Raw genomic sequence first — 17,924 nt, 5'->3', positions numbered from 1 at the left:
CTATGCAGCTCTCACGGAAGGTCCTCCGTACGGTCGCCGCCCCGGCCGTGGCCGCGCTGGTCGCGGGGGGATGCGCGCAGGGAACCGCCCCGGGCGAGACCGCCTCCCCGACGGCGCCTCCGAAGACGAGGACGGCCGCGCCACTGCCGACCCGTCCGATCGAGCTCGAGACGGCCTACGAGCAGGTCATCAAGAGCGTCCTTCCGTCGATCGTGCAGATCACCACAGGAGAGGCGCTGGGCTCGGGCATCGTCTACGACACCGACGGCCACATCCTGACGAACGCCCACGTCGTCGGTGCCGCCACGGAGTTCCAGGTCACGCTGGCCACCGGCGGCAAGCCGAGGAAGGCCAGGCTGGTGAGCTCCTATCCCCCCGGCGACCTGGCGATCATCCAGGTCGAGAACAAGAACGGGCTGACGCCCGCGACCTTCGGCCGGTCGGCGAACCTCAAGGTCGGGCAGATCGTGCTCGCGATGGGCAACCCGCTCGGCTTCTCCGGCAGCGTGACCCAGGGGATCGTGTCGGCCCTGGGCCGCACCGTGACGGGCGAAAGGCACGCCGGCGGCGGGGCCGCGACCATCGCCAACGCCATCCAGACCTCCGCGCCCATCAACCCCGGCAACAGCGGCGGCGCGCTGGTGGACCTGTCCGGCCAGGTCATCGGCATCCCGACGCTGGCCGCCGTCGATCCCAACCTGGGCGCCGCGCCCGGCCTCGGCTTCGCGATCCCGAGCGACACCGCGACCGACATCGCCCGCCAGATCATCCGGTACGGCCGGGTCGTCAACAGCCATCGGGCGGCCCTCGGCGTACGGGTCGGCACGGCGGTCGACGCGGACGGCAACCCGATCGGCGTGGCCGTCGGCTCGGTGTCCCCCGGCGGCGGCGCGGACAAGGCGGGCATCCGCCCCGGCGACGTGATCGTGAAGGTCAACGGCACGCCCACGCCCACCGCCAGCGCCCTGTCGCAGGTCCTGGTGACACTCAAACCGGGCGACAAGGCTCGAGTCGAGCTGATGCAACCGGACGGCACCAGGAGGACGGTCACCGTCGTGCTCAGCGAGCTGCCGGCCGGAGGATGAGCCCGATCCTGACAAAGTGGTGTGAGATACCGCGGAATCGCTTGGTGGCGGCTCCTACCTGGTTGTTACGTTCTGTCCGTGATCTCCCCGCACCTCACCCGGTTCATCGCCGGGCTGCCCAAGGCGGAACTGCACGTGCACCACATCGGTGCGGCGTCACCGCACATCGTCGCCGAACTCGCCGCGCGCTATGAGGGGGCGACGGCCGTGCCGGCCGACCCCGCGCAGGTCGCGGCGTTCTACGACTTCCGCGACTTCTCCCACTTCCTCCAGGTCTACCCGCAGATCGTGGACCTGGTCAGGACGCCCGAGGACCTGTGGACGCTGGTCCACGGCGTGGGCGGCGACCTGGCTGCCCAGCAGGTGCGGTACGCCGAACTGACCGTCACGCCGCAGCCCCACCTGGCCCGGGGCTTCGCCCCGGAGGAGTTCTGCGAGGTGATCGAGGACGCCCGCCGCAGGGTCGAGGCGGACTTCGGCACCGTCCTGCGCTGGTGCTTCGACATCCCCGGCATCCCGGGCCCGCCCGCGGAACAGACGCTCTCCATCGCGCTCGACCAGCGGCCGGACGGCCTGGTCAGCCTGGGCCTCGGCGGCGCGGAGGCCGGGGTGTCCCGCTCGCAGTTCGCCCCGTACTTCGCCGCGGCCCGCGCCGCCGGGCTCCACTCGGTGCCGCACGCCGGCGAGGTCACCGACGCCGGTTACGTCTGGCAGGCGGTACGCGATCTCGGCGCCGAACGGATCGCGCACGGCATCCACAGCGTGGAGGACCCGGCGTTGCTGGAGCACCTGGCCGAGCACGGGATCACGCTGGAGGTCTGCCCCACCTCCAACGTGTGCACGCGGGCCGTGCCCAGCCTGGCCGAGCACCCGCTGCCCGAGCTGGTCGCGGCCGGGGTGGCGATCACGGTGAACACCGACGATCCGCCGATGTTCGGCACCGACCTGAACCGGGAGTACGCCGTCGCGGCCGAGTTGCTCTCCCTCGACGAGAAGGGCGTCGCCGACCTGGCCCGTGCCGCGGTGGAGGCGTCCTTCCTCGGCGCCGAGGGCACCTCGGCCCTGCTCGCGGAGATCGACGCCTACCTTGGTCAGAACTCGTCGGCGCCGCTCACCTGAACGATGTCGAAGACAGGCCGGGAGGCGGCGCAGACCGTCTCCAGCGCTCCTCAGGGGTGAGTCAGGCTGTCGCGCCCGGAGGCCGCGAGACGGCCACGACTTCCACCATGCCGTCGAGACCGGCGAAGTCCTTCGGATTGGCGGTGTAGAGAGGAAGCTCGTTACTGGCGGCGATGGCGGCGATCATCAAGTCGGCCACCCTGCCGCGTGGCTGCCGACCGGAGATACGAACGGCAGCGCATATCTGGCCATATATACGGGCAGCCTCGGCGTCGTAGGGCAGCGCGTCAAAAGTGGCCTCGACATGCTGCAGGACCGCTATCCTCCGGGCACGTTTGATCGGGTCAGCGGTGGCATGCGGCGCGTCCGACAACTCGCCCAGTGTCACAGCGGTGATCAGGGATGCTTCCGGGAGTTCGGCGGCATCGAACAGGGACAGGACGGCCACGATGTTGGTGTCGAGCACGCCTTCCGCATGTCTCACAGGCCGGTCCCCTCCAGCGGATCTGCGGGCAACTCCTGATCGATCACGGCGTCCAGGTCAGCGCGGAGCTCGTCGACATCGAGGGCAGGCGCGGTAGCGAACACGGCCAGCACCTCCGCCGTTGGAACGGCCCGGCGACGCTTGATCGGGATGACCTCGGCAAGCGGTTCACCGTTGATCGTCAACACATACTGCTGTCCCTGCCGCAGCCCCCGGGTGATGCTGCCGGAGTCGCTGACGAACTGTCGCACGCTGACATCGACAGGTCTGGGTCTGGCGCTCATCGTTTCATCCTAACGACCCGTACTACGCCGTACCACAGTACACGTCGGTCAGAACTCGTCGGCGCCGCTCACCTGAACGATGTCGAAGACGTGCCGGGAGGCGGCGCAGACCGTCTCCAGCACGTGGATCGGCAGGTCGTCGGCCGAGTAGGCGGCCCGCACGATCTGGACCACCCACTCGCGGGGGTCCAAGTCCAGCATGGTCGCCTCGTCACCCCTTGGCGGCCGGGCCACCAGGTGCTCCTCCGCCCGGCCGAACCGGTGACCCAGTTCCTCGATGCGCGCCTGCAGGCTCGGCGCGAGGAAGCCCGGCTCGCACAGTGGCGTGTCCGCGAAGAGGTCGAGCCGCAGAAAGCTCGTGGCGACCCGCACCGGCACGTCACCGGCGAGCAGCAGCTTGCGCCGGGCCAGCACCGGCGTGCCCGGCTCGACCCGCAGCCCGGCGGCCACATGCTCGGAGGCGGGCTCCGGGCCGACGTACAGCATCCTGCGCCCGGCCCGCACCCCCTGCCGCTCCGCCTCCGTCAGGAACAGCGAGGCCGAACTCCGTACGGCAGGCTCCGACGGCAACGATCGCCGCACCACGATTCTCGGCTCCCCCACGGCAAGCCCCCTCCCACGTATCGCCCCGACAGTACTCGTCATGCCTCAGAGCCACTCCCGACGATCACGCAGCGCGTGCAGCTGTCGGTCGGCGTGCTCACCGCCTCCGGCCCTCAGGAGCTCGCCCAGCGCATGAAGATTCTGCAGTCAAAGGCCTCGACCATCTGCTCACCGTCGTCCCGGTGACACGTCCGATCTGAAGTCCGGCAGACAGCAGAAGGGCGGGGAGGAAGCGAACGCTTCCTCCCCGCCCTTCTGCGGAGATGTGGAGGTGGCGGGAATCGAACCCGCGTCCTTCAACACCAAGACAGGGCTTCTCCGGGTGCAGCCTGTTGCGATTTTCTCGGCCCCGGCAATCTCACAGGCGAGTCGCCGACGGGCCCAGTCACTGTTTGGTTTCCCGTACGGCCCCGTGACCGGGCCGGACGGTTGAGCCTTCTAGCGATGTCAGTTCCGGGCCGAAGGCACTCCCGGGCTGACAGAGGTTTCTCGCTGCTTAGGCGGCGAGAGCCAGGGAAGCCTGGCTCACCTCAGTGCTCTTGTTATTGGCACTTATTGTTTTGCGGTCACAGTGTTGACGGGGTTATGTCCGCAGTCCCCGACCCGCTTCCCCTGACTTGCAATGTCGAAGTCGAAACCGGTCACCCCCTGTGCAGTTGTCAATCCAGACCCGAGGGCCTGGCATGACAAGCTTACTCATGACAACACCGGCGACGCGAACCGAATTCCTGGCCCCCCGGTACGCCGGTGGGGCCGGTGAGACGCCGAGGCCCCCGGGAACGCGGCCTCTGGCGCGCGCCCCCGGGGGCCGACCGGCAGGGTCGAGCCGGTCAGGACGGGCAGGGCTCCCCCCGAGATGGAGCCCTGTCCTCATCACGGTGACTGGGCCCGCAACCCCCCAAGCGGGTCCCAGTCACCTAGAAAGACGCCGGTCACCGCCCTGATGGTTGCTCGCCTCCGAGCATTTTTCAGGTCTGGGGCTGAGCGTCGCGGAAGAAGCTCCCGGCGATCGCCGAAGCGGCCGCCGTATCGCCGCTCTGCGCCAGCACGGCGACCGCGACGTCCCCCTGCCAGCCCACAAACCACGAGAGCTTGGTGCGCTCCTTCTTCTCCGTCTGCGTGACCTCGGCGGCCACGCCGTACACGGGGTCGCCGGGGGCGGAGGCGGCGGAGGCCGCGCCGGACGTCACACCGGCCCGCATGAGCGTGCGCAGCTTCGCGATGATCGCGGGATCGAGCGTCACGGGCTGCGCGGCGGCCTGCGTGACGCCGTCCCCGGCCGCCGGGTCGGGAGCGACGGGCGAGGTCACCAGCACCGGCGGCCGCCATGTGCCGGACTTGACGGCCGCGGCGACGAGGGCCATCGCCAGCGGGCTCACGCGGGCGCCCTGCCCAGCCATGATCTTCGCGATGGCGGCGTCGCCGTTGGGAGCGTTCATCGACCCGCTGAACGTCTTCAGCGGCAGCTTCCAGTTGCCGCCGATGCCGAACTGGCTCGCGCTGGCGGACAGCCGCTGCCCGCTGATCCGCCGCGCCAGCGACGCCAGGGCGGTCACGCAGCCCTGCGCGAAGTCGGTCTGGAAGGTGGGCGTCATCACGCCGTTGACGCCGGGCTGCTGGAATCGGGCTCCGCCCACGGTGCGATCGGCGCTGCACGGCACCTTCTGCTTCGGGTCGAGGCCCGACTGGAGCAGTCCTTCCGCGGCGACGACCGAGAAGGCGGTGCCGGCCGCGAACTTGCCGGCCAGCGCGTCCTTCTCCTGGTGCAACTGGTTGGTGGAGACGGCGAGCAACTGGCCGGTGGATGCCTGCACCGCGACGAGCGCGGCCGGACGGGGCCCCGCCACCGCGGCGTCCCCCACGCTCTGCAGGCGGCTGTCGATCGTGGTCTGGACCGACGAGTTCTCCCGCCCCGGCCACGCCTTGAGCTCCTTGACCAGTCGCCCTGTGGCGTTGTCGAGGATGACGACCCGGGTCTCGGTCGAGCCGGTGAGCTGGTCCTGGTAGGCCTTCTGCAGGCCGTCCCGGCCGAGCGTGTCGCCGGCCCGCTGCGGCCCGCCGAGCCGCTGCTCCGCCTCCGGGGTGATGGCCGTGACCACCCCGACGATCTGGGTGGGCGACTTGGGGGCGACCGGCGGGTTGTCGATCTGGAACTCCAGACCTTGGATGGCCTCCAGCTTGGATCTGATCTGGGCGAACTTCGTCCGCCCGAACGTCGCGAGGGGGACGAAGTCCTGCGGGGGCGACGACAGGATGCGGCTCAGCAGGCGGTCCTGGGCGAAGCCGGTGACCTTCGACAGCTGGTCGCAGAGCCGGCCGGGGTCCTTGACCTTGGCGGGGTAGACCCCGGCGACGTGCAGGACGGTCTCGTCCTGCAACGGGCTGCCGTTCCGGTCGAGGACCGGCCTGCGGCCCTTGGGGACGGTGGCGACCGCGAGCCGCTGCCCGGGGTGCAGGTCGGGGTGGACGACGCTCGGCGACCACCGCACCTTCCACTGGTTGCCGACCAGGTGCAGGGGCAGGTTCCCGTCGTACTGCCAGAGGGGGTTGTTCTCGCCGAGGTCGACCTCGGCGTGGTAGCCGGCCTGCGCGGCGTCGCCGTCCTGGCTGATGCCGCGCAGGGAGAAGCGGATCGAGGCGGCGTCCAGTTGCAGCCGGGCGTCCTCAAGCGCCTTGCGCACCGCCGCCTGGTCGCCGTCGGCCCGGCGCGCGGCGGCCGCGTAGTCCCCCGTCTGCCAGCCGACGAGGAAGTCGCGCACCGCGTCGTGCGGCGTCGGCTCCTCGAAGCAGCCGGTCAGCAGGGGCGCGGTCAGCCCCAGCGCGAGCGCGGCCCGTACGGCTCTCGCCCGGACGACCCCGAATGATCGGAAGGACACGGCCTAACGGCCCCCCCGGCGGCGGACCGCGTTCGACATGGCCCGCGCCATCTCCCGGCTCGCCTGCTTCTCCATGAGCGTCTGCCGCTTGTCGTAGTCCTTCTTACCCCTGGCGATGCCGATTTCGATCTTCGCCCGGCCGTCCTTGAAGTACATCGACAGCGGGATCAGCGTGAGGCCCTTCTCCTTCAGCGTCGCGTCGAGCTTGCCGATCTCCTTGCGGTTCAGCAGCAGCTTGCGCGTGCGCCGGGCGGCGTGGTTGGTCCAGGTGCCCTGGCTGTACTCCGGGATGTACACGTTGATCAGCCAGACCTCGCCGCCCTCGACCGAGGCGTAGCCGTCGGTCAGGTTGGCCTTTCCCGCCCGCAGGGACTTGACCTCGGTGCCGGTCAGGACGAGCCCGGCCTCGTAGGTGTCCTCGATGAAGAAGTCGTGCCTGGCACGCTTGTTCTGGGCGATCAGCTTGCGCCCGGTCTCACGTGGCATAAGGGGAGCCTACCGTCGCCGCGAAGGGCGGAAACGAGCTGCGCGGCCGGTGCGGTGTCACACCCGCAGGTAGCGGCGCAGCGTGACGAACGAGGCGAGCACACAGATCAGCACGCCGATGGCCATGGTGCCGGTGATCACGCCCGCGACCGTGTCCCAGCCGAGGGGCGCGGCCATGTAGGTCTGGATCGACTCGAAGATGAAGACCTTGACGATGATCAGGATCACGCCGGACAGGACGCCGCCGATGAGGCCGGCGATCAGGCCCTCCAGCACGAACGGAAGCTGGATGTAGATGTTGCTGGCGCCGACCAGCCGCATGATGCCGGTCTCTCTTCGGCGGTTGTACGCCGACAGCCGGACCGTGTTGCCGATCAGCAGGGTGGCCGCGATCACCATGAGGATCGCGATGCCGAGCGCCACGTTGCGCAGCGTGTCCATGAAGCCGAAGACCGACTGGAGCAGGTCGCGCTCGTTGACGACGTTGGAGACGCCGGGCTGCCCCTTGAGACTGCTCGCGACGGCCGCCGCCTTCTCCGGGTCCTTCAGCTTGACCCGGAACGACTCCGGCATGTCCTCGGGCTTGGTCACAGAAAGCAGCAGCGTGTTGCTCTCGGTGCTCTGGAAGTTCTTGAACGCCTGGGCCTGGTTCTCGAACTGCACCCGCTCGACGTCCGGGAGCGCCTTGATCGTCTGCTCCAGGGTGCCCTTCTCCTCCTGGGTGACGGCGCCCCTGTTCTTACAGGGTTCGAAGGGCGAGCCCTTGGTGCACAGGTAGACCGACAGCTCGACCTTGTCGCTCCAGAAGCCGGTCAGCTTCGAGACCTGGGAGTTGATCATCAGTCCGACGCCGAGCAGCGCCATGCCGACCGCCACTGTCACGATCACCGCGATGGTCATCGTGAGGTTGCGCCGAAGGCCGATCCAGACCTCGGAGAAGATGAAGTTGGCCCGCATGGTCCCAGTTACTCCTAATACGCCTGGCCGTACACGCCGCGCGACTGGTCGCGGACGATCTTGCCGTCCTCGAGCTCGACCACGCGCTTGCGCATGGAGTCGACGATCGCGGCGTCGTGTGTCGCCATGAGGACGGTCGTGCCGGTCCTGTTGATTCGGTCGAGCACCTTCATGATGCCGATGCTCGTGGCGGGGTCGATGTTTCCTGTGGGCTCGTCGGCGAGCAGAATCATCGGCCGGTTGACGAACGCGCGGGCCATGGCGACCCGCTGCTGCTCGCCACCGGACAGCTCCTCCGGCATGCGGTGCGCCTTGCCCTCGAGGCCGACGAGCTCGATGACCTCGGGCACGACCTTGCGGATGAAGCGGCGCGGCTTGCCGATGACCTCCAGGGCGAACGCCACGTTCTCGTAGACGTTCTTGTTCGGCAGCAGCCGGAAGTCCTGGAACACGCAGCCGATGCGGCGGCGCAGGTGCGGCACTTTGAAGTTGGACAGCTTCGACAGGTCCTTGCCGGCCACGTGGATGGAGCCGCTGTTGGGCCGCTCCTCCTTCAGGACCAACCGGAGGAAGGTGGACTTCCCCGACCCTGACGGACCGACCAGGAACACGAACTCGCCCTTGTCGACATCCACGCTCACGTGGTCGAGGGCGGGCCGGTTTTGGTTCGCGTAGACCTTGGTGACATTATCGAAATGGATCACGGGCGCATCACGGCTAGCCAGTCTAGGGGGTGGGACGGCCGGTCCGGGGGTCGCCGGTCACTTTGCTCTGGATCGACGTTCCGTTTGGCCAGAGGCCAGTCTAGGGGTAACACTGGCATGGAACGTCCATAACGGAAACAAAACGATTAGCCCTTGGGCGATGGGGCGGTAAAGCTGCTATGAGCTGCGAACATCTGATCTGCGCCGCGTGCGCGGGCCCCGTGGTGGAGGGGCGCTGCCCCGTCTGCCGAGAGGGCCGCGCCAAGGTTCACCACCACGGGTTCATGGGGCTGTCGCCCCTGGTCATCGCGCTGATCGTGCTACTGGTCGTGGCGCTTGTCGCGCTCACGCACGTCAGCGGTTACTGAGCGTCACCCGACTCCTGGCGGCGCGTCCAGCGGATCTCGCCCTCGATGAACTCGTCGAGGTCGCCGTCCAGCACGGCGGAGGGGTTGCCCGCCTCCACGCCCGTACGCAGGTCCTTGACGATCTGGTAGGGGTGCAGCACGTAGTTGCGGATCTGCGTGCCCCATGACGTCGTCGTCTCGCCGCGCAGCTCGTTCATCGCCGCGGCCTCCTCCTGCCGCTTGCGCTCCAGCAGCTTGGCCTGGAGGACGGCCATCGCCGTCGCACGGTTCTGCAGCTGCGACCGCTCGTTCTGGCAGGAGACCACGATCCCGGTCGGGAGGTGGGTGATCCGCACGGCCGAGTCGGTCGTGTTCACGCCCTGGCCGCCCGGCCCGGACGACCGGTAGACGTCGATGCGCAGGTCGTCCTCGTTGATGTCGATGTGGTCGGTCTGCTCGACCACGGGCACCACGTCCACGCCCGCGAACGAGGTCTGACGGCGGCCCTGGTTGTCGAACGGGCTGATCCGCACCAGCCGGTGGGTGCCGTGCTCGCCCCTGAGCGTGCCGTAGGCGTAGGGGGCCTTGACCGCGAAGGTGGCCGACTTGATGCCGGCCTCCTCGGCGTAGGAGGTCTCGTAGACCTCCGCCGGGTAGCCCTTGCGCTCGGCCCACCGCAGGTACATGCGCAGCAGCATCTGGGCCCAGTCGGCCGCGTCGACGCCGCCCGCCTGCGCGTTGATGGTCACCAGGGCCTCGCGGGCGTCGTACTCGCCCGACAGGAGGGTGCGGACCTCGAGCGCGCCGACCTCGGACCTGAGCGCGGCGAGCTCCCTCTCCGCCTCGGCCAGCGCGTCCTCGTCGCCCTCCTCGGACGCCAGCTCGAACAGGACCGGCAGGTCCTCCAGACGGCGGCCCAGGCCGTCCACCCGGTTGACCTCGGCCTGCAGATGGGAGAGCCGGCTGGTGACGCGCTGCGCCTGCTCGGGGTCGTTCCACAGATCGGGCGCGGCAGCCTGGTCCTCCAACTCGGCGATCTGCTTGCGCAGGGCGTCGAGGTCGAGCACGTCCTGAATGCCCTTCAGCGTGCCGCTAAGCTCGTTGATCTCTTCGGCTGGATCGATGACTGCCACGTCTGTAAAGGGTACGCGAATCGGAGACCCGGTCAGGCAGCACGCGTCGGTAGCATGTGGATCGATTGCATGGGGAGGCTGGCGTGAACGGGGTCGTTCGGAGTGCGCTGGCCCTTGCCCTCGTCACCTGTACGGCCGTCGCCTGCTCAGGCGGGGAGCCGGCCCGGCCGACGGCCAGCCCGGCGGCGGCCACCTCCGCCCTGCCGAGTCCCGGCGACAGCCCGTCGCCGTCGCCCAGTCCCCCGGCGGTGACGCTTGAGGAGGCGACCCGGGCGCTCGACGCGTTCCTCGACACCGACGACGTGCTGCGGCTGGCCGGGGCCGACCGGTGGGAGCTCCTGCTCACCCAGGACGGCCAGCGGCCCATCACGATCGCCGGCATCCACTCGCAGGAGGGCAAGCCCGCCCGCTACACCTGGGATCGCCGTACGGTGCTCGTGCCCCGGCAGAGCGGCCGCTCGACCGTCTGGTTCGCGGCCACCGCCCGGCGGCGCGACGCGTCCGGCGAGGTCCGCACGGGCGTGTTCACGTTCGTACGGCAGGGCCGGGACGGGCGATGGCTCAACAGCTTCGCGTCCCTGCTCTACCCCGGCGAGAAACCGCCCTCGGTCGCCCTCGACGCGGACGGGTACGCGACGGCGCTGGAGTCGCGCGACGCCTCGGTGGCCATCAGCCCCAACCTCATGGGCCCGCTGCACGCCACGGTCGCCGAGGAGGGCCCCAAGGGCTACGCCTCCGGGCTGATCGCGCCCGGCCCGCAGACGACGGGCTTCTACGACGAGATCAGCAAGACCAAGGAGACGGCGAAGGCCGACGACTGCATGAACTACGAGTCGATCTTCGCCTCGGCCCCCAACTACCCGATCTTCGCGCTGCGCACGCGTGACGGCGGCGCGATGATGCTGTACACGCTGATCCGCACGTCCTCGTGGACCCCCAACCCCCAGGGGCTCAAGTGCGGCGAGGGACGCCCGGTGACGCTCCCCGCCGCGGCCCGCTGGCTGCTGAGCCCCACCAAGGACCTGTTCATCCGGCAGAAGCGGCAGATCATCGAGACCCAGCAGTACGTGAGCGCGGTGCCGCCCAAGGCGTCCACCGCGCCCGCGCACGTCGTCGGCTACGAAGGCATCGTCACCGGCGGCTCGAACCGCTGATCACCACGGGTGGTCACGCCTCCGCGTGCGGGAGGTTGCTGGTGGAGACCAGCGTCCGCACCGCGCGCAGCGCGACCGACAGCGTCGCCAGGTCGAAGGTGTCGCTCTCCCAGATCTCCGACAGCGTCTGCCGCGACCGGGTCACCGCGGCCTGGTTGGCCTCCGTCCAGCTCGCCAGCCGCTCCTCCGGCGACAGGCCCGGACGGCTGTGGATGAGCACGTCCCTGGTGAGCGTCGCGTGGGCCGCGTACAGATCGTCGCGCAGCGCCGACCTGGCCATCGAGTTCCACCGGCTGTCGCGCGGCAGCGCGATCACCCGCTCGCGCAGCCGGGCGAGCTGGAGCCGGTCGGCCAGGTCGAAGTAGACCTCGGCCACCTCGCTCACCGGCCGGCCGGTGTACGCCGCGATCTCCACGAGGTCGAACGTGGAGTAGGCCGGCACCATCGCGGCGACCCGCTCGGCCAGCTCGCCGGGCACGCCCCTGGCCACGAAGGAGTCCCTGCGCTCCTCGTACGCCGCCAGGTCGGGGCCGGTCAGCAGCTTGGGCAGGTGGGGCAGCAGGCCCCCGGCGCCCTCGATGAAGTAGCGGGCCGTGGAGGCGAGGTCGAGCGGGGGGCGGCGGTTGCCGAGCAGCCAGCGGGTGCCGCGCTCGGACAGCTTGCGGCCCTCCAGCAGCATGGCGAGCTGGGTCGCGGTGTCCACCTCGTTGTCCAGCTCCTCGATCTGGCGCATGAACGAGGGCAGGTCGAAGACCTCCCGCGTCACGAGGTAGGCCCGCACGATGTCGGGCGTCGAGGCGCCCGTCTCCTCGCCGAACCGGTAGACCAGGCTCGTCCCGCCGAAGTTCACCACGTCGTTGACGATCCGGGTCGTGATGATCTCCCGGCGCAGCGGGTGGGAGTCCATGTACGCCCGGAAGCGGTCGCGCAGGGCCGAGGGGAAGTACGACACCAGCCACGACGCCAGCGACGGGTCGTCGGGGATGTCCGACTGCAGCAGCTCCGCGTCCACCACGAGCTTCGTGTAGGCGAGCAGCACCGCGAACTCGGGGTTGCTGAGCCCGAGCCCGGCCTGGCGCCGCTCGGCGAGCACCTTGTCCGACGGCAGGAACTCCAGCTCCCGGTTGACCAGCCCCTCGCGCTCCAGCCTCCGCAGGTAGCGGGCGTGGATGTGCAGCATCTCCGGCGCCTGCGCCCGGGCCGCCGCGAGCACGACGTTCTGGGCGTAGTTGTCCTCCAGCACCAGCCTGCCCACCTCGTCGGTCATGTCGAGGAAGAGCTGGTTGCGCTGCTTGTCGGTCATGTCGCCGTCGCGGACGACCTGGTCGAGCAGGATCTTGATGTTCACCTCGTGGTCGGAGGTGTCCACACCGGCCGAGTTGTCGATGAAGTCGGTGTTGATCAGCCCGCCGTTCAGCGCGAACTCGATCCGGGCGCGCTGGGTGAAGCCGAGGTTGCCGCCCTCGCCCACGACCTTGCAGCGCAGGTCGGCCGCGTTGATCCGCAGTGCGTCGTTGGCCTTGTCCCCCACGTCGGCGTGGGTCTCCGACGACGCCTTGACGTACGTGCCGATGCCGCCGTTCCACAGCAGGTCGACGGGGGCCCGCAGGATCGCGCTGATCAGGTCGTTCGGCGCGAGCGCGGTGACGGTGTGCGGCAGGCCGAGCGCGGCGCGCGTCTGCGGCGAGACCGGGATCGACTTCGCGGTGCGCGGCCACACGCCGCCGCCCGCCGAGATGAGCGACCTGTCGTAGTCGTCCCAGGAGCTTCTGGGCAGCTCGAACAGCCGTCGCCGCTCGGCGAAGCTCCGCGCGGCGTCCGGGTCGGGGTCGACGAACACGTGCCGGTGGTCGAAGGCCGCGACGAGCCGGATGTGCTCCGACAGGAGCATGCCGTTGCCGAACACGTCGCCGGACATGTCGCCGACGCCGGCCACGGTGAAGTCGGTGCTCTGCACGTCCACGCCGAGCGTGCGGAAGTGGTACTTGACCGACTCCCAGGCGCCCCTGGCGGTGATGCCCATGGCCTTGTGGTCGTAGCCCACCGACCCGCCGGAGGCGAAGGCGTCGCCGAGCCAGTAGCCGTACTCCTTGGCCACCTCGTTGGCGATGTCGGAGAACGTCGCCGTGCCCTTGTCCGCGGCCACCACGAGGTAGGTGTCGTCGCCGTCGTGCCGCACGACGTCGGACGGCGGCACGACCTCCCCCGCGACCAGGTTGTCGGTCAGGTCGAGCAGGCCGGAGATGAACTGGCGGTAGCAGGCCACGCCCTCGGCCAGGAACTCGTCGCGCCCTCCCGCGGGGGGCCGCTTGACGACGAAGCCGCCCTTGGAGCCGGTCGGCACGATGACGGTGTTCTTGACCATCTGCGCCTTGACCAGGCCGAGGATCTCCGTGCGGAAGTCCTCCATGCGGTCCGACCAGCGCAGGCCGCCGCGGGCGACCTTGCCGAAGCGCAGGTGCACGCCCTCGACCCGCGGCGAGTACACGAAGATCTCGTACTTCGGCCGGGGCAGCGGCAGCACGCTGATCGCCTGCGGATCGACCTTCAGCGAGATGTACGGCTTGCGCCTGCCGGTGACGAACTGGCTGCCCGCGTCCCCGGCGTCGCGCCCGCCGGCCGTGTCCTTCCCGGAGGGCGCGGCCTGGAAGACGTTGGTGCGCAGCGTCGCCTGGATCATCTCCAGGTAGGCCCGCAGGATGCGGTCCTCGTCGAGCGAGGCCACCTCGTCCAGCGAGGCGAGGATCTCCTCGGTCAGCGCGTCGCAGACCTCCGCCCTGCCGTCGTCCGGCCGCCGCGGGTCGAGCCTGGCCTCGAACAGCCGCACCAGGAGCCGGGCCAGCCGCACGTTGCCGCGCAGCACCCTTTCTATGTACGACTGGCTGAACGTGGTCCCGGCCTGCCGCAGATACTTGGCGTACGCCCGGAGGATCTCGGCCTGCTCCCAGGTGAGCCCGCCGGCCAGCACGAGCGCGTTGAAGCCGTCGTTCTCCACCTCGCCGCGCCACAGCACGGCGAAGGCGTCCTGGAACAACCGCTTGAACTCGTCGCGGTGCACCTCCTCCGAGGGGGTGTACCGCAGGCCGAAGTCGTAGATCCAGGCGTCCCGGGTGTCGGGGTCGTGGTCGCGGTCGATCTCGTAAGGCCGCTCGTCCACCACCTCGACGCCCATCCGCGTGAGCAGCGGAAGCACCCGCGACAGCGAGATCGGCGCGCCCAGCCGGTAGAGCTTGAAGCGCCGCTCCCCCTCCGCCGCGCCGTACGGCTCGTAGAGGTTGATGCCGATGGCGTTCGGGTCCTCGCCGAGCGCCTCCAGCCGCTTGAGGTCGGCGACGGCCGTACGCGCGGGGAAGTCGGCCTTGTAGCCCTCCGGGAACGCGGTGCCGTAGCGGCGCAGCAGCCGGGGCGCGTCCTCCTCCGGGCACAGCTCGTTGATCGCGGCGGCGAGGTCGTCCTCCCAGGTGCGGGTGGTGGCGGCCAGCCGCGCCTCCAGTTCCTCGACGTCGACCGGCGTCTCGCCGAGCGGTTTGCCGCGCTCACCGCGGATCACGACGTACAGCCGGGCCAGCGCCGACTCGCCGATCATCGTGCTGTAGTCGAGCGAGGTGCCGCCGAGCGCCTTCATCAGGATCCGCTGCATGTGCAGGCGGACCTTGGTGGTGTAGCGGTCACGCGGCAGGAAGATCAGGCAGGAGATGTAGCGGCCGTAGTCGTCGCGGCGCAGGAACAGCTTGACCTGCTTGCGCTCGCGCAGCCGCAGCACGCCGAGCGCGATGGGCAGCAGCTCGTCCACGGAGATCTGGAACAGCTCGGTGCGCGGGTAGGTCTCCAGGATCTCCATCAGATCCTTGCCGTCGTGGCTGTCGGGCGACAGCCCGGCACGCTCCAGCACCTCGGCGAGCTTGCGCCGCAGGACCGGGATCCGGGAGATCGACTCGTTGTACGCCACGTGGGTGAACAGCCCGAGGAACCGCCGCTCGCCGATCACCTCGCCCTCGGGCGAGAAGACCTTGATCCCGACGTAGTCGAGGTAGTGGGGCTTGTAGACGGTGGCCCGGCTGTTGGCCTTGGTGACGATCAGCAGCTGTTTCTCCCGCGCCTTCGCCCGCACCTTCGGCGGCAGGGCCGCGAAGCTGGCCGATCCGGCCTTGTCGGCCCGTAGGACGCCGAGCCCGGTGCCGGGCAGGCCGCGCAGCGCGGCGCCGCCGTCGGTCTCCTCGAGCCGGTATTCGCGGTAGCCGAGGAACGTGAAGTGGCCGTCGGCCAGCCAGCGCAGCAGCTCCATGCCGTCCTCGACCTGCGCGGGGTCGAGCGGCGGCGGGTTGACCGCCAGATCCTCGGCGGTCTGCACGGCCAGCGCCCGCATCTTGGCGAAGTCCTCGACCGCGCAGCGCACGTCCTGCAGGATCCGCTGCAGGTCGCTCTCCAGCTCCTTGAGCACGCCGTGATCGGCCTGCCGGTCGATCTCGATGTGCATCCACGACTCGCGGACGACCTGCCCGGTCATGTTCTCTTTGTCTGGGCCGAGCAGCTCGCCGGTCATGTCCCTGCGCACCCGCATCTGCGGGTGGACGATCAGGTGGGTGCCGATCTCGTGCCGGTCCAGCTCGGTCGTCACCGAGTCGACGAGGAACGGCATGTCGTCGGTGACGATCTGGACCACCGTGCGGCCCGGGTCCCAGCCGCACTCCTCAAGCGTGGGGGTGTAGACGCGGACCAGCGCGCGTCCCTGCGGCCGGTGCTGGGCCAGGTGGCGGTGGGCCATGGCGGGGCCGTACACGTCCACCGGGTCGCGGTCGGCGAGGTCCTCGACCGGGACGTTGCGGTAGTACCGCCTCAGGAAGGCCAGGGGGTCCTCGCCCTCCACGTGCGGCGCTCCCGGCGCGTGCGCGCACCTCTCGGCGGCGACGCGGAGAAGCTCGTCCAGCGCTTCATCCGATTCGTGCCGATTCAGCGCCATTTCGAGCGGCATGTCGCTACTCACTCCCTTGTGAGGATTCAAAGCCAGGCCCGGAGTTCCCAGAGCAGGGGAAAGAAGTGCAAACGCGTCCTTCCCCTCAAGTACGGTGCCCCGGACGAGCCTCCCGTACCGGATTTCGTGCCGATCTGGCGCTCCACCATCTGCACGTGCCTCATCCGCCAGAGCGCGGTCGTCTCATCGTGGGTGAGGAGATCTTCGGCCAGGTCCCACAGATCGTCGTACGATCCCCGGTCACGGGCCACGGCCAGCAGGGATTCCATGATCTCGTCGTCGGAGACCGGCAGGCCGCGCTGGGAGAGGGCGGTGAGGTAAGCATCCCACAGCGTCGGTTCGGCGAGCCGCCGCCGGAGCCTGGCGAGTTCCGCCTCGCTCGCGTCCCTCAGCCGGCCGAGGTACGCCGGGTCCTTGGCACCCGAGAGGAACTCGAGCTCGCGGAACTGCACCGACTGGAAACCGCTCGCGGGGGCGAGGACCGACCGGAACTCCAGGAAGTCCTGCGGCGTCATGGTCTCCAGCACCTGGACCTGGTCGACCAGGACCTTCTCCGCCGCGTGGACCCGGCGGAACAGATGCCTGGCGCGCCACAGCGCCCCCTCGACCATCGCGTCCCTGATCCGCTCCAGCTCGTGCAGGAGGAGCTTGAACCACAGCTCGTAGACCTGGTGGACGGTGATGAACAGCAGTTCGTCGCTGGCCCCGGACCGCTGCTCCTGCTGGGCGAGCAGCTCGGACAGGCGGAGGTAGTCGCCGTAGGACAGGCGCCCGCCCTCCTCGCCGAAGCTGCGCGGCGGGGGCAGCACGTCCCCGGACCCGGCCCGGCCGTACGGCGTCGCAGGCATGCGCCACTCCTCCACGATGGGCGCGTCCCTTCCGGTCCCCATTGACCGAAAGCCCGGCACCACCGCCCCCGATACCACCCCATAACGGCACAAACGTCAACTTCGTCCGCGCCCTCGCGACCAGGGGATTGACCTTGTCCCATTTAAGCAGCCACGCCTCCGCTGAGGGGTCTCATGCACATACAGCCGCCGAGAACGACCATGGGCGGGAGGCCCTCGCACCGGGCATCGGGAAATCGCGAATGCCTGATCACAAAACGGCTCGAACTTCTCGAAGCTGCTTTCGATTCACGTACGATCATGCGTCGTGAAAGATCATCGTCCGGAGCGTACGGCCGTCTTCGTGGACCAGAGCGGGCGCCGGGCGAGGATCTTGACAGCCGCCGCGGTCGGCGGGGCGATCGTCGTCCTCGCGTTGACTCTCACCCTGGTGAGCGGAGCACTGGCCGGTCCCGAGCTCCCTCCGATGGGATGGCTCGGCACGCAGGGGCAGCAGGTCGTGGAACGCTCCCCCACGGGCTCCCCCACCCCGTCCCGCAGGTCCGAGCGCAGGCGTGCCCCCCGGGACGAGGTGCGGGCGAGCGGCACGCCGCGCGCGACGGCGGCTCCGGCGCGGCGGACTCCCTCCGCTCGCAGGCCGCCGAGCAGGATGCCCTCCGCCTCCCCTTCGAAGAGCCTCAAGCCGAGCACGACGCCTTCCGCGATCCCGGAGCCGGATGTGGAGATCTCCGCGTCCGGTGAGTCCACGCCCGCGCCGTCGGCGCCCGAGGTCGCGCAGACCACGGCGCCGGCCGAGGAGGCGACGCGGACCCCGGCACCCGGGCCCGGCCCCGTCCAGACGCCTCCCCAGCAGCCCGGGGCCTCCCAGTGAG

15 protein-coding genes and 1 other RNA gene are annotated in these 17,924 nt (G+C 69.7%); 5 read left to right on the top strand and 11 right to left on the bottom strand.

What is annotated here, in order from left to right; genetic code table 11:
- Window positions 1–2: 2 nt before the first annotated feature.
- Together FLW16_RS27180 and FLW16_RS27175 are read left to right on the top strand one after the other, a co-directional pair.
- Window positions 3–1,085, top strand: a complete 1,083-nt coding sequence (locus FLW16_RS27180; RefSeq protein WP_142562974.1) for a S1C family serine protease — start codon at window positions 3–5, stop codon at window positions 1,083–1,085.
- Between the two features lie 78 nt (window positions 1,086–1,163).
- Complete coding sequence (locus FLW16_RS27175) at window positions 1,164–2,204, top strand: adenosine deaminase (RefSeq protein ID WP_221891315.1); 1,041 nt, start codon at window positions 1,164–1,166, stop codon at window positions 2,202–2,204.
- 61 nt (window positions 2,205–2,265) lie between these two features.
- Here FLW16_RS27175 and FLW16_RS27170 read toward each other — a convergent pair whose 3' ends face one another.
- The 8 genes from FLW16_RS27170 to ftsE form a co-directional block, all read right to left on the bottom strand.
- Entirely contained in the window at window positions 2,266–2,670 is a 405-nt protein-coding gene (locus FLW16_RS27170) for a type II toxin-antitoxin system VapC family toxin (protein WP_260615627.1), read from the bottom strand.
- A 14-nt stretch (window positions 2,671–2,684) separates the two neighbouring features.
- Window positions 2,685–2,972: a prevent-host-death protein gene (locus FLW16_RS27165; protein WP_142562972.1), complete on the bottom strand. Its 288-nt coding sequence runs from the start codon at window positions 2,970–2,972 to the stop codon at window positions 2,685–2,687.
- Window positions 2,973–3,020: 48 nt separating this feature from the next.
- The gene (locus FLW16_RS27160; RefSeq protein ID WP_260615626.1) at window positions 3,021–3,575 is read right to left on the bottom strand and encodes a UTRA domain-containing protein; all 555 of its coding nucleotides are present in this window, start codon (window positions 3,573–3,575) and stop codon (window positions 3,021–3,023) included.
- 263 nt (window positions 3,576–3,838) lie between these two features.
- Window positions 3,839–4,224, bottom strand: a transfer-messenger RNA (tmRNA) gene (gene ssrA, locus FLW16_RS27155).
- 319 nt (window positions 4,225–4,543) lie between these two features.
- Window positions 4,544–6,451 (bottom strand): penicillin-binding transpeptidase domain-containing protein, encoded by a 1,908-nt coding sequence (locus FLW16_RS27150; RefSeq protein WP_142562970.1) that lies wholly within the window; start codon window positions 6,449–6,451, stop codon window positions 4,544–4,546.
- A gap of 3 nt (window positions 6,452–6,454) precedes the next feature.
- On the bottom strand, window positions 6,455–6,937 hold the full coding sequence (smpB, locus tag FLW16_RS27145) for an SsrA-binding protein SmpB (RefSeq protein WP_142562969.1): 483 nt from the start codon (window positions 6,935–6,937) through the stop codon (window positions 6,455–6,457).
- Window positions 6,938–6,994: 57 nt separating this feature from the next.
- Window positions 6,995–7,894 carry a permease-like cell division protein FtsX gene (ftsX, locus tag FLW16_RS27140; RefSeq protein WP_142562968.1) on the bottom strand — a complete coding sequence of 300 codons (900 nt, stop codon included), beginning with the start codon at window positions 7,892–7,894 and terminating at the stop codon, window positions 6,995–6,997.
- 14 nt (window positions 7,895–7,908) lie between these two features.
- The gene (gene ftsE, locus FLW16_RS27135; RefSeq protein WP_079315626.1) at window positions 7,909–8,598 is read right to left on the bottom strand and encodes a cell division ATP-binding protein FtsE; all 690 of its coding nucleotides are present in this window, start codon (window positions 8,596–8,598) and stop codon (window positions 7,909–7,911) included.
- A gap of 179 nt (window positions 8,599–8,777) precedes the next feature.
- Here ftsE and FLW16_RS27130 point away from each other — a divergent pair, with 179 nt between their 5' ends.
- Entirely contained in the window at window positions 8,778–8,966 is a 189-nt protein-coding gene (locus FLW16_RS27130; protein ID WP_030509253.1) for a hypothetical protein, read from the top strand.
- Here FLW16_RS27130 and prfB read toward each other — a convergent pair.
- On the bottom strand, window positions 8,960–10,078 hold the full coding sequence (prfB, locus tag FLW16_RS27125; RefSeq protein ID WP_142562967.1) for a peptide chain release factor 2: 1,119 nt from the start codon (window positions 10,076–10,078) through the stop codon (window positions 8,960–8,962). The two genes, FLW16_RS27130 and prfB, sit on opposite strands and share 7 nt — an antisense overlap.
- A gap of 83 nt (window positions 10,079–10,161) precedes the next feature.
- Here prfB and FLW16_RS27120 point away from each other — a divergent pair, with 83 nt between their 5' ends.
- Window positions 10,162–11,232: a hypothetical protein gene (locus tag FLW16_RS27120; protein WP_142562966.1), complete on the top strand. Its 1,071-nt coding sequence runs from the start codon at window positions 10,162–10,164 to the stop codon at window positions 11,230–11,232.
- A gap of 13 nt (window positions 11,233–11,245) precedes the next feature.
- Here the strand turns inward: FLW16_RS27120 and FLW16_RS27115 are convergent, their stop codons facing one another.
- Window positions 11,246–16,204: an NAD-glutamate dehydrogenase gene (locus FLW16_RS27115; RefSeq protein WP_142562965.1), complete on the bottom strand. Its 4,959-nt coding sequence runs from the start codon at window positions 16,202–16,204 to the stop codon at window positions 11,246–11,248.
- Between the two features lie 26 nt (window positions 16,205–16,230).
- Window positions 16,231–17,052 carry a tryptophan 2,3-dioxygenase gene (locus FLW16_RS27110; RefSeq protein WP_142562964.1) on the bottom strand — a complete coding sequence of 274 codons (822 nt, stop codon included), beginning with the start codon at window positions 17,050–17,052 and terminating at the stop codon, window positions 16,231–16,233.
- A 307-nt stretch (window positions 17,053–17,359) separates the two neighbouring features.
- Between FLW16_RS27110 and FLW16_RS27105 the strand changes: the two genes are divergently transcribed.
- Window positions 17,360–17,923 carry a hypothetical protein gene (locus FLW16_RS27105; protein ID WP_142562963.1) on the top strand — a complete coding sequence of 188 codons (564 nt, stop codon included), beginning with the start codon at window positions 17,360–17,362 and terminating at the stop codon, window positions 17,921–17,923.
- The last annotated feature ends 1 nt before the right edge of the window (window position 17,924 follow it).

This window comes from Microbispora sp. KK1-11 (assembly GCF_006874435.1).
GTDB classification, from domain to species: Bacteria; Actinomycetota; Actinomycetes; order Streptosporangiales; family Streptosporangiaceae; genus Microbispora; species Microbispora catharanthi.
This window is presented reverse-complemented; position numbering and strand designations above follow the sequence as displayed.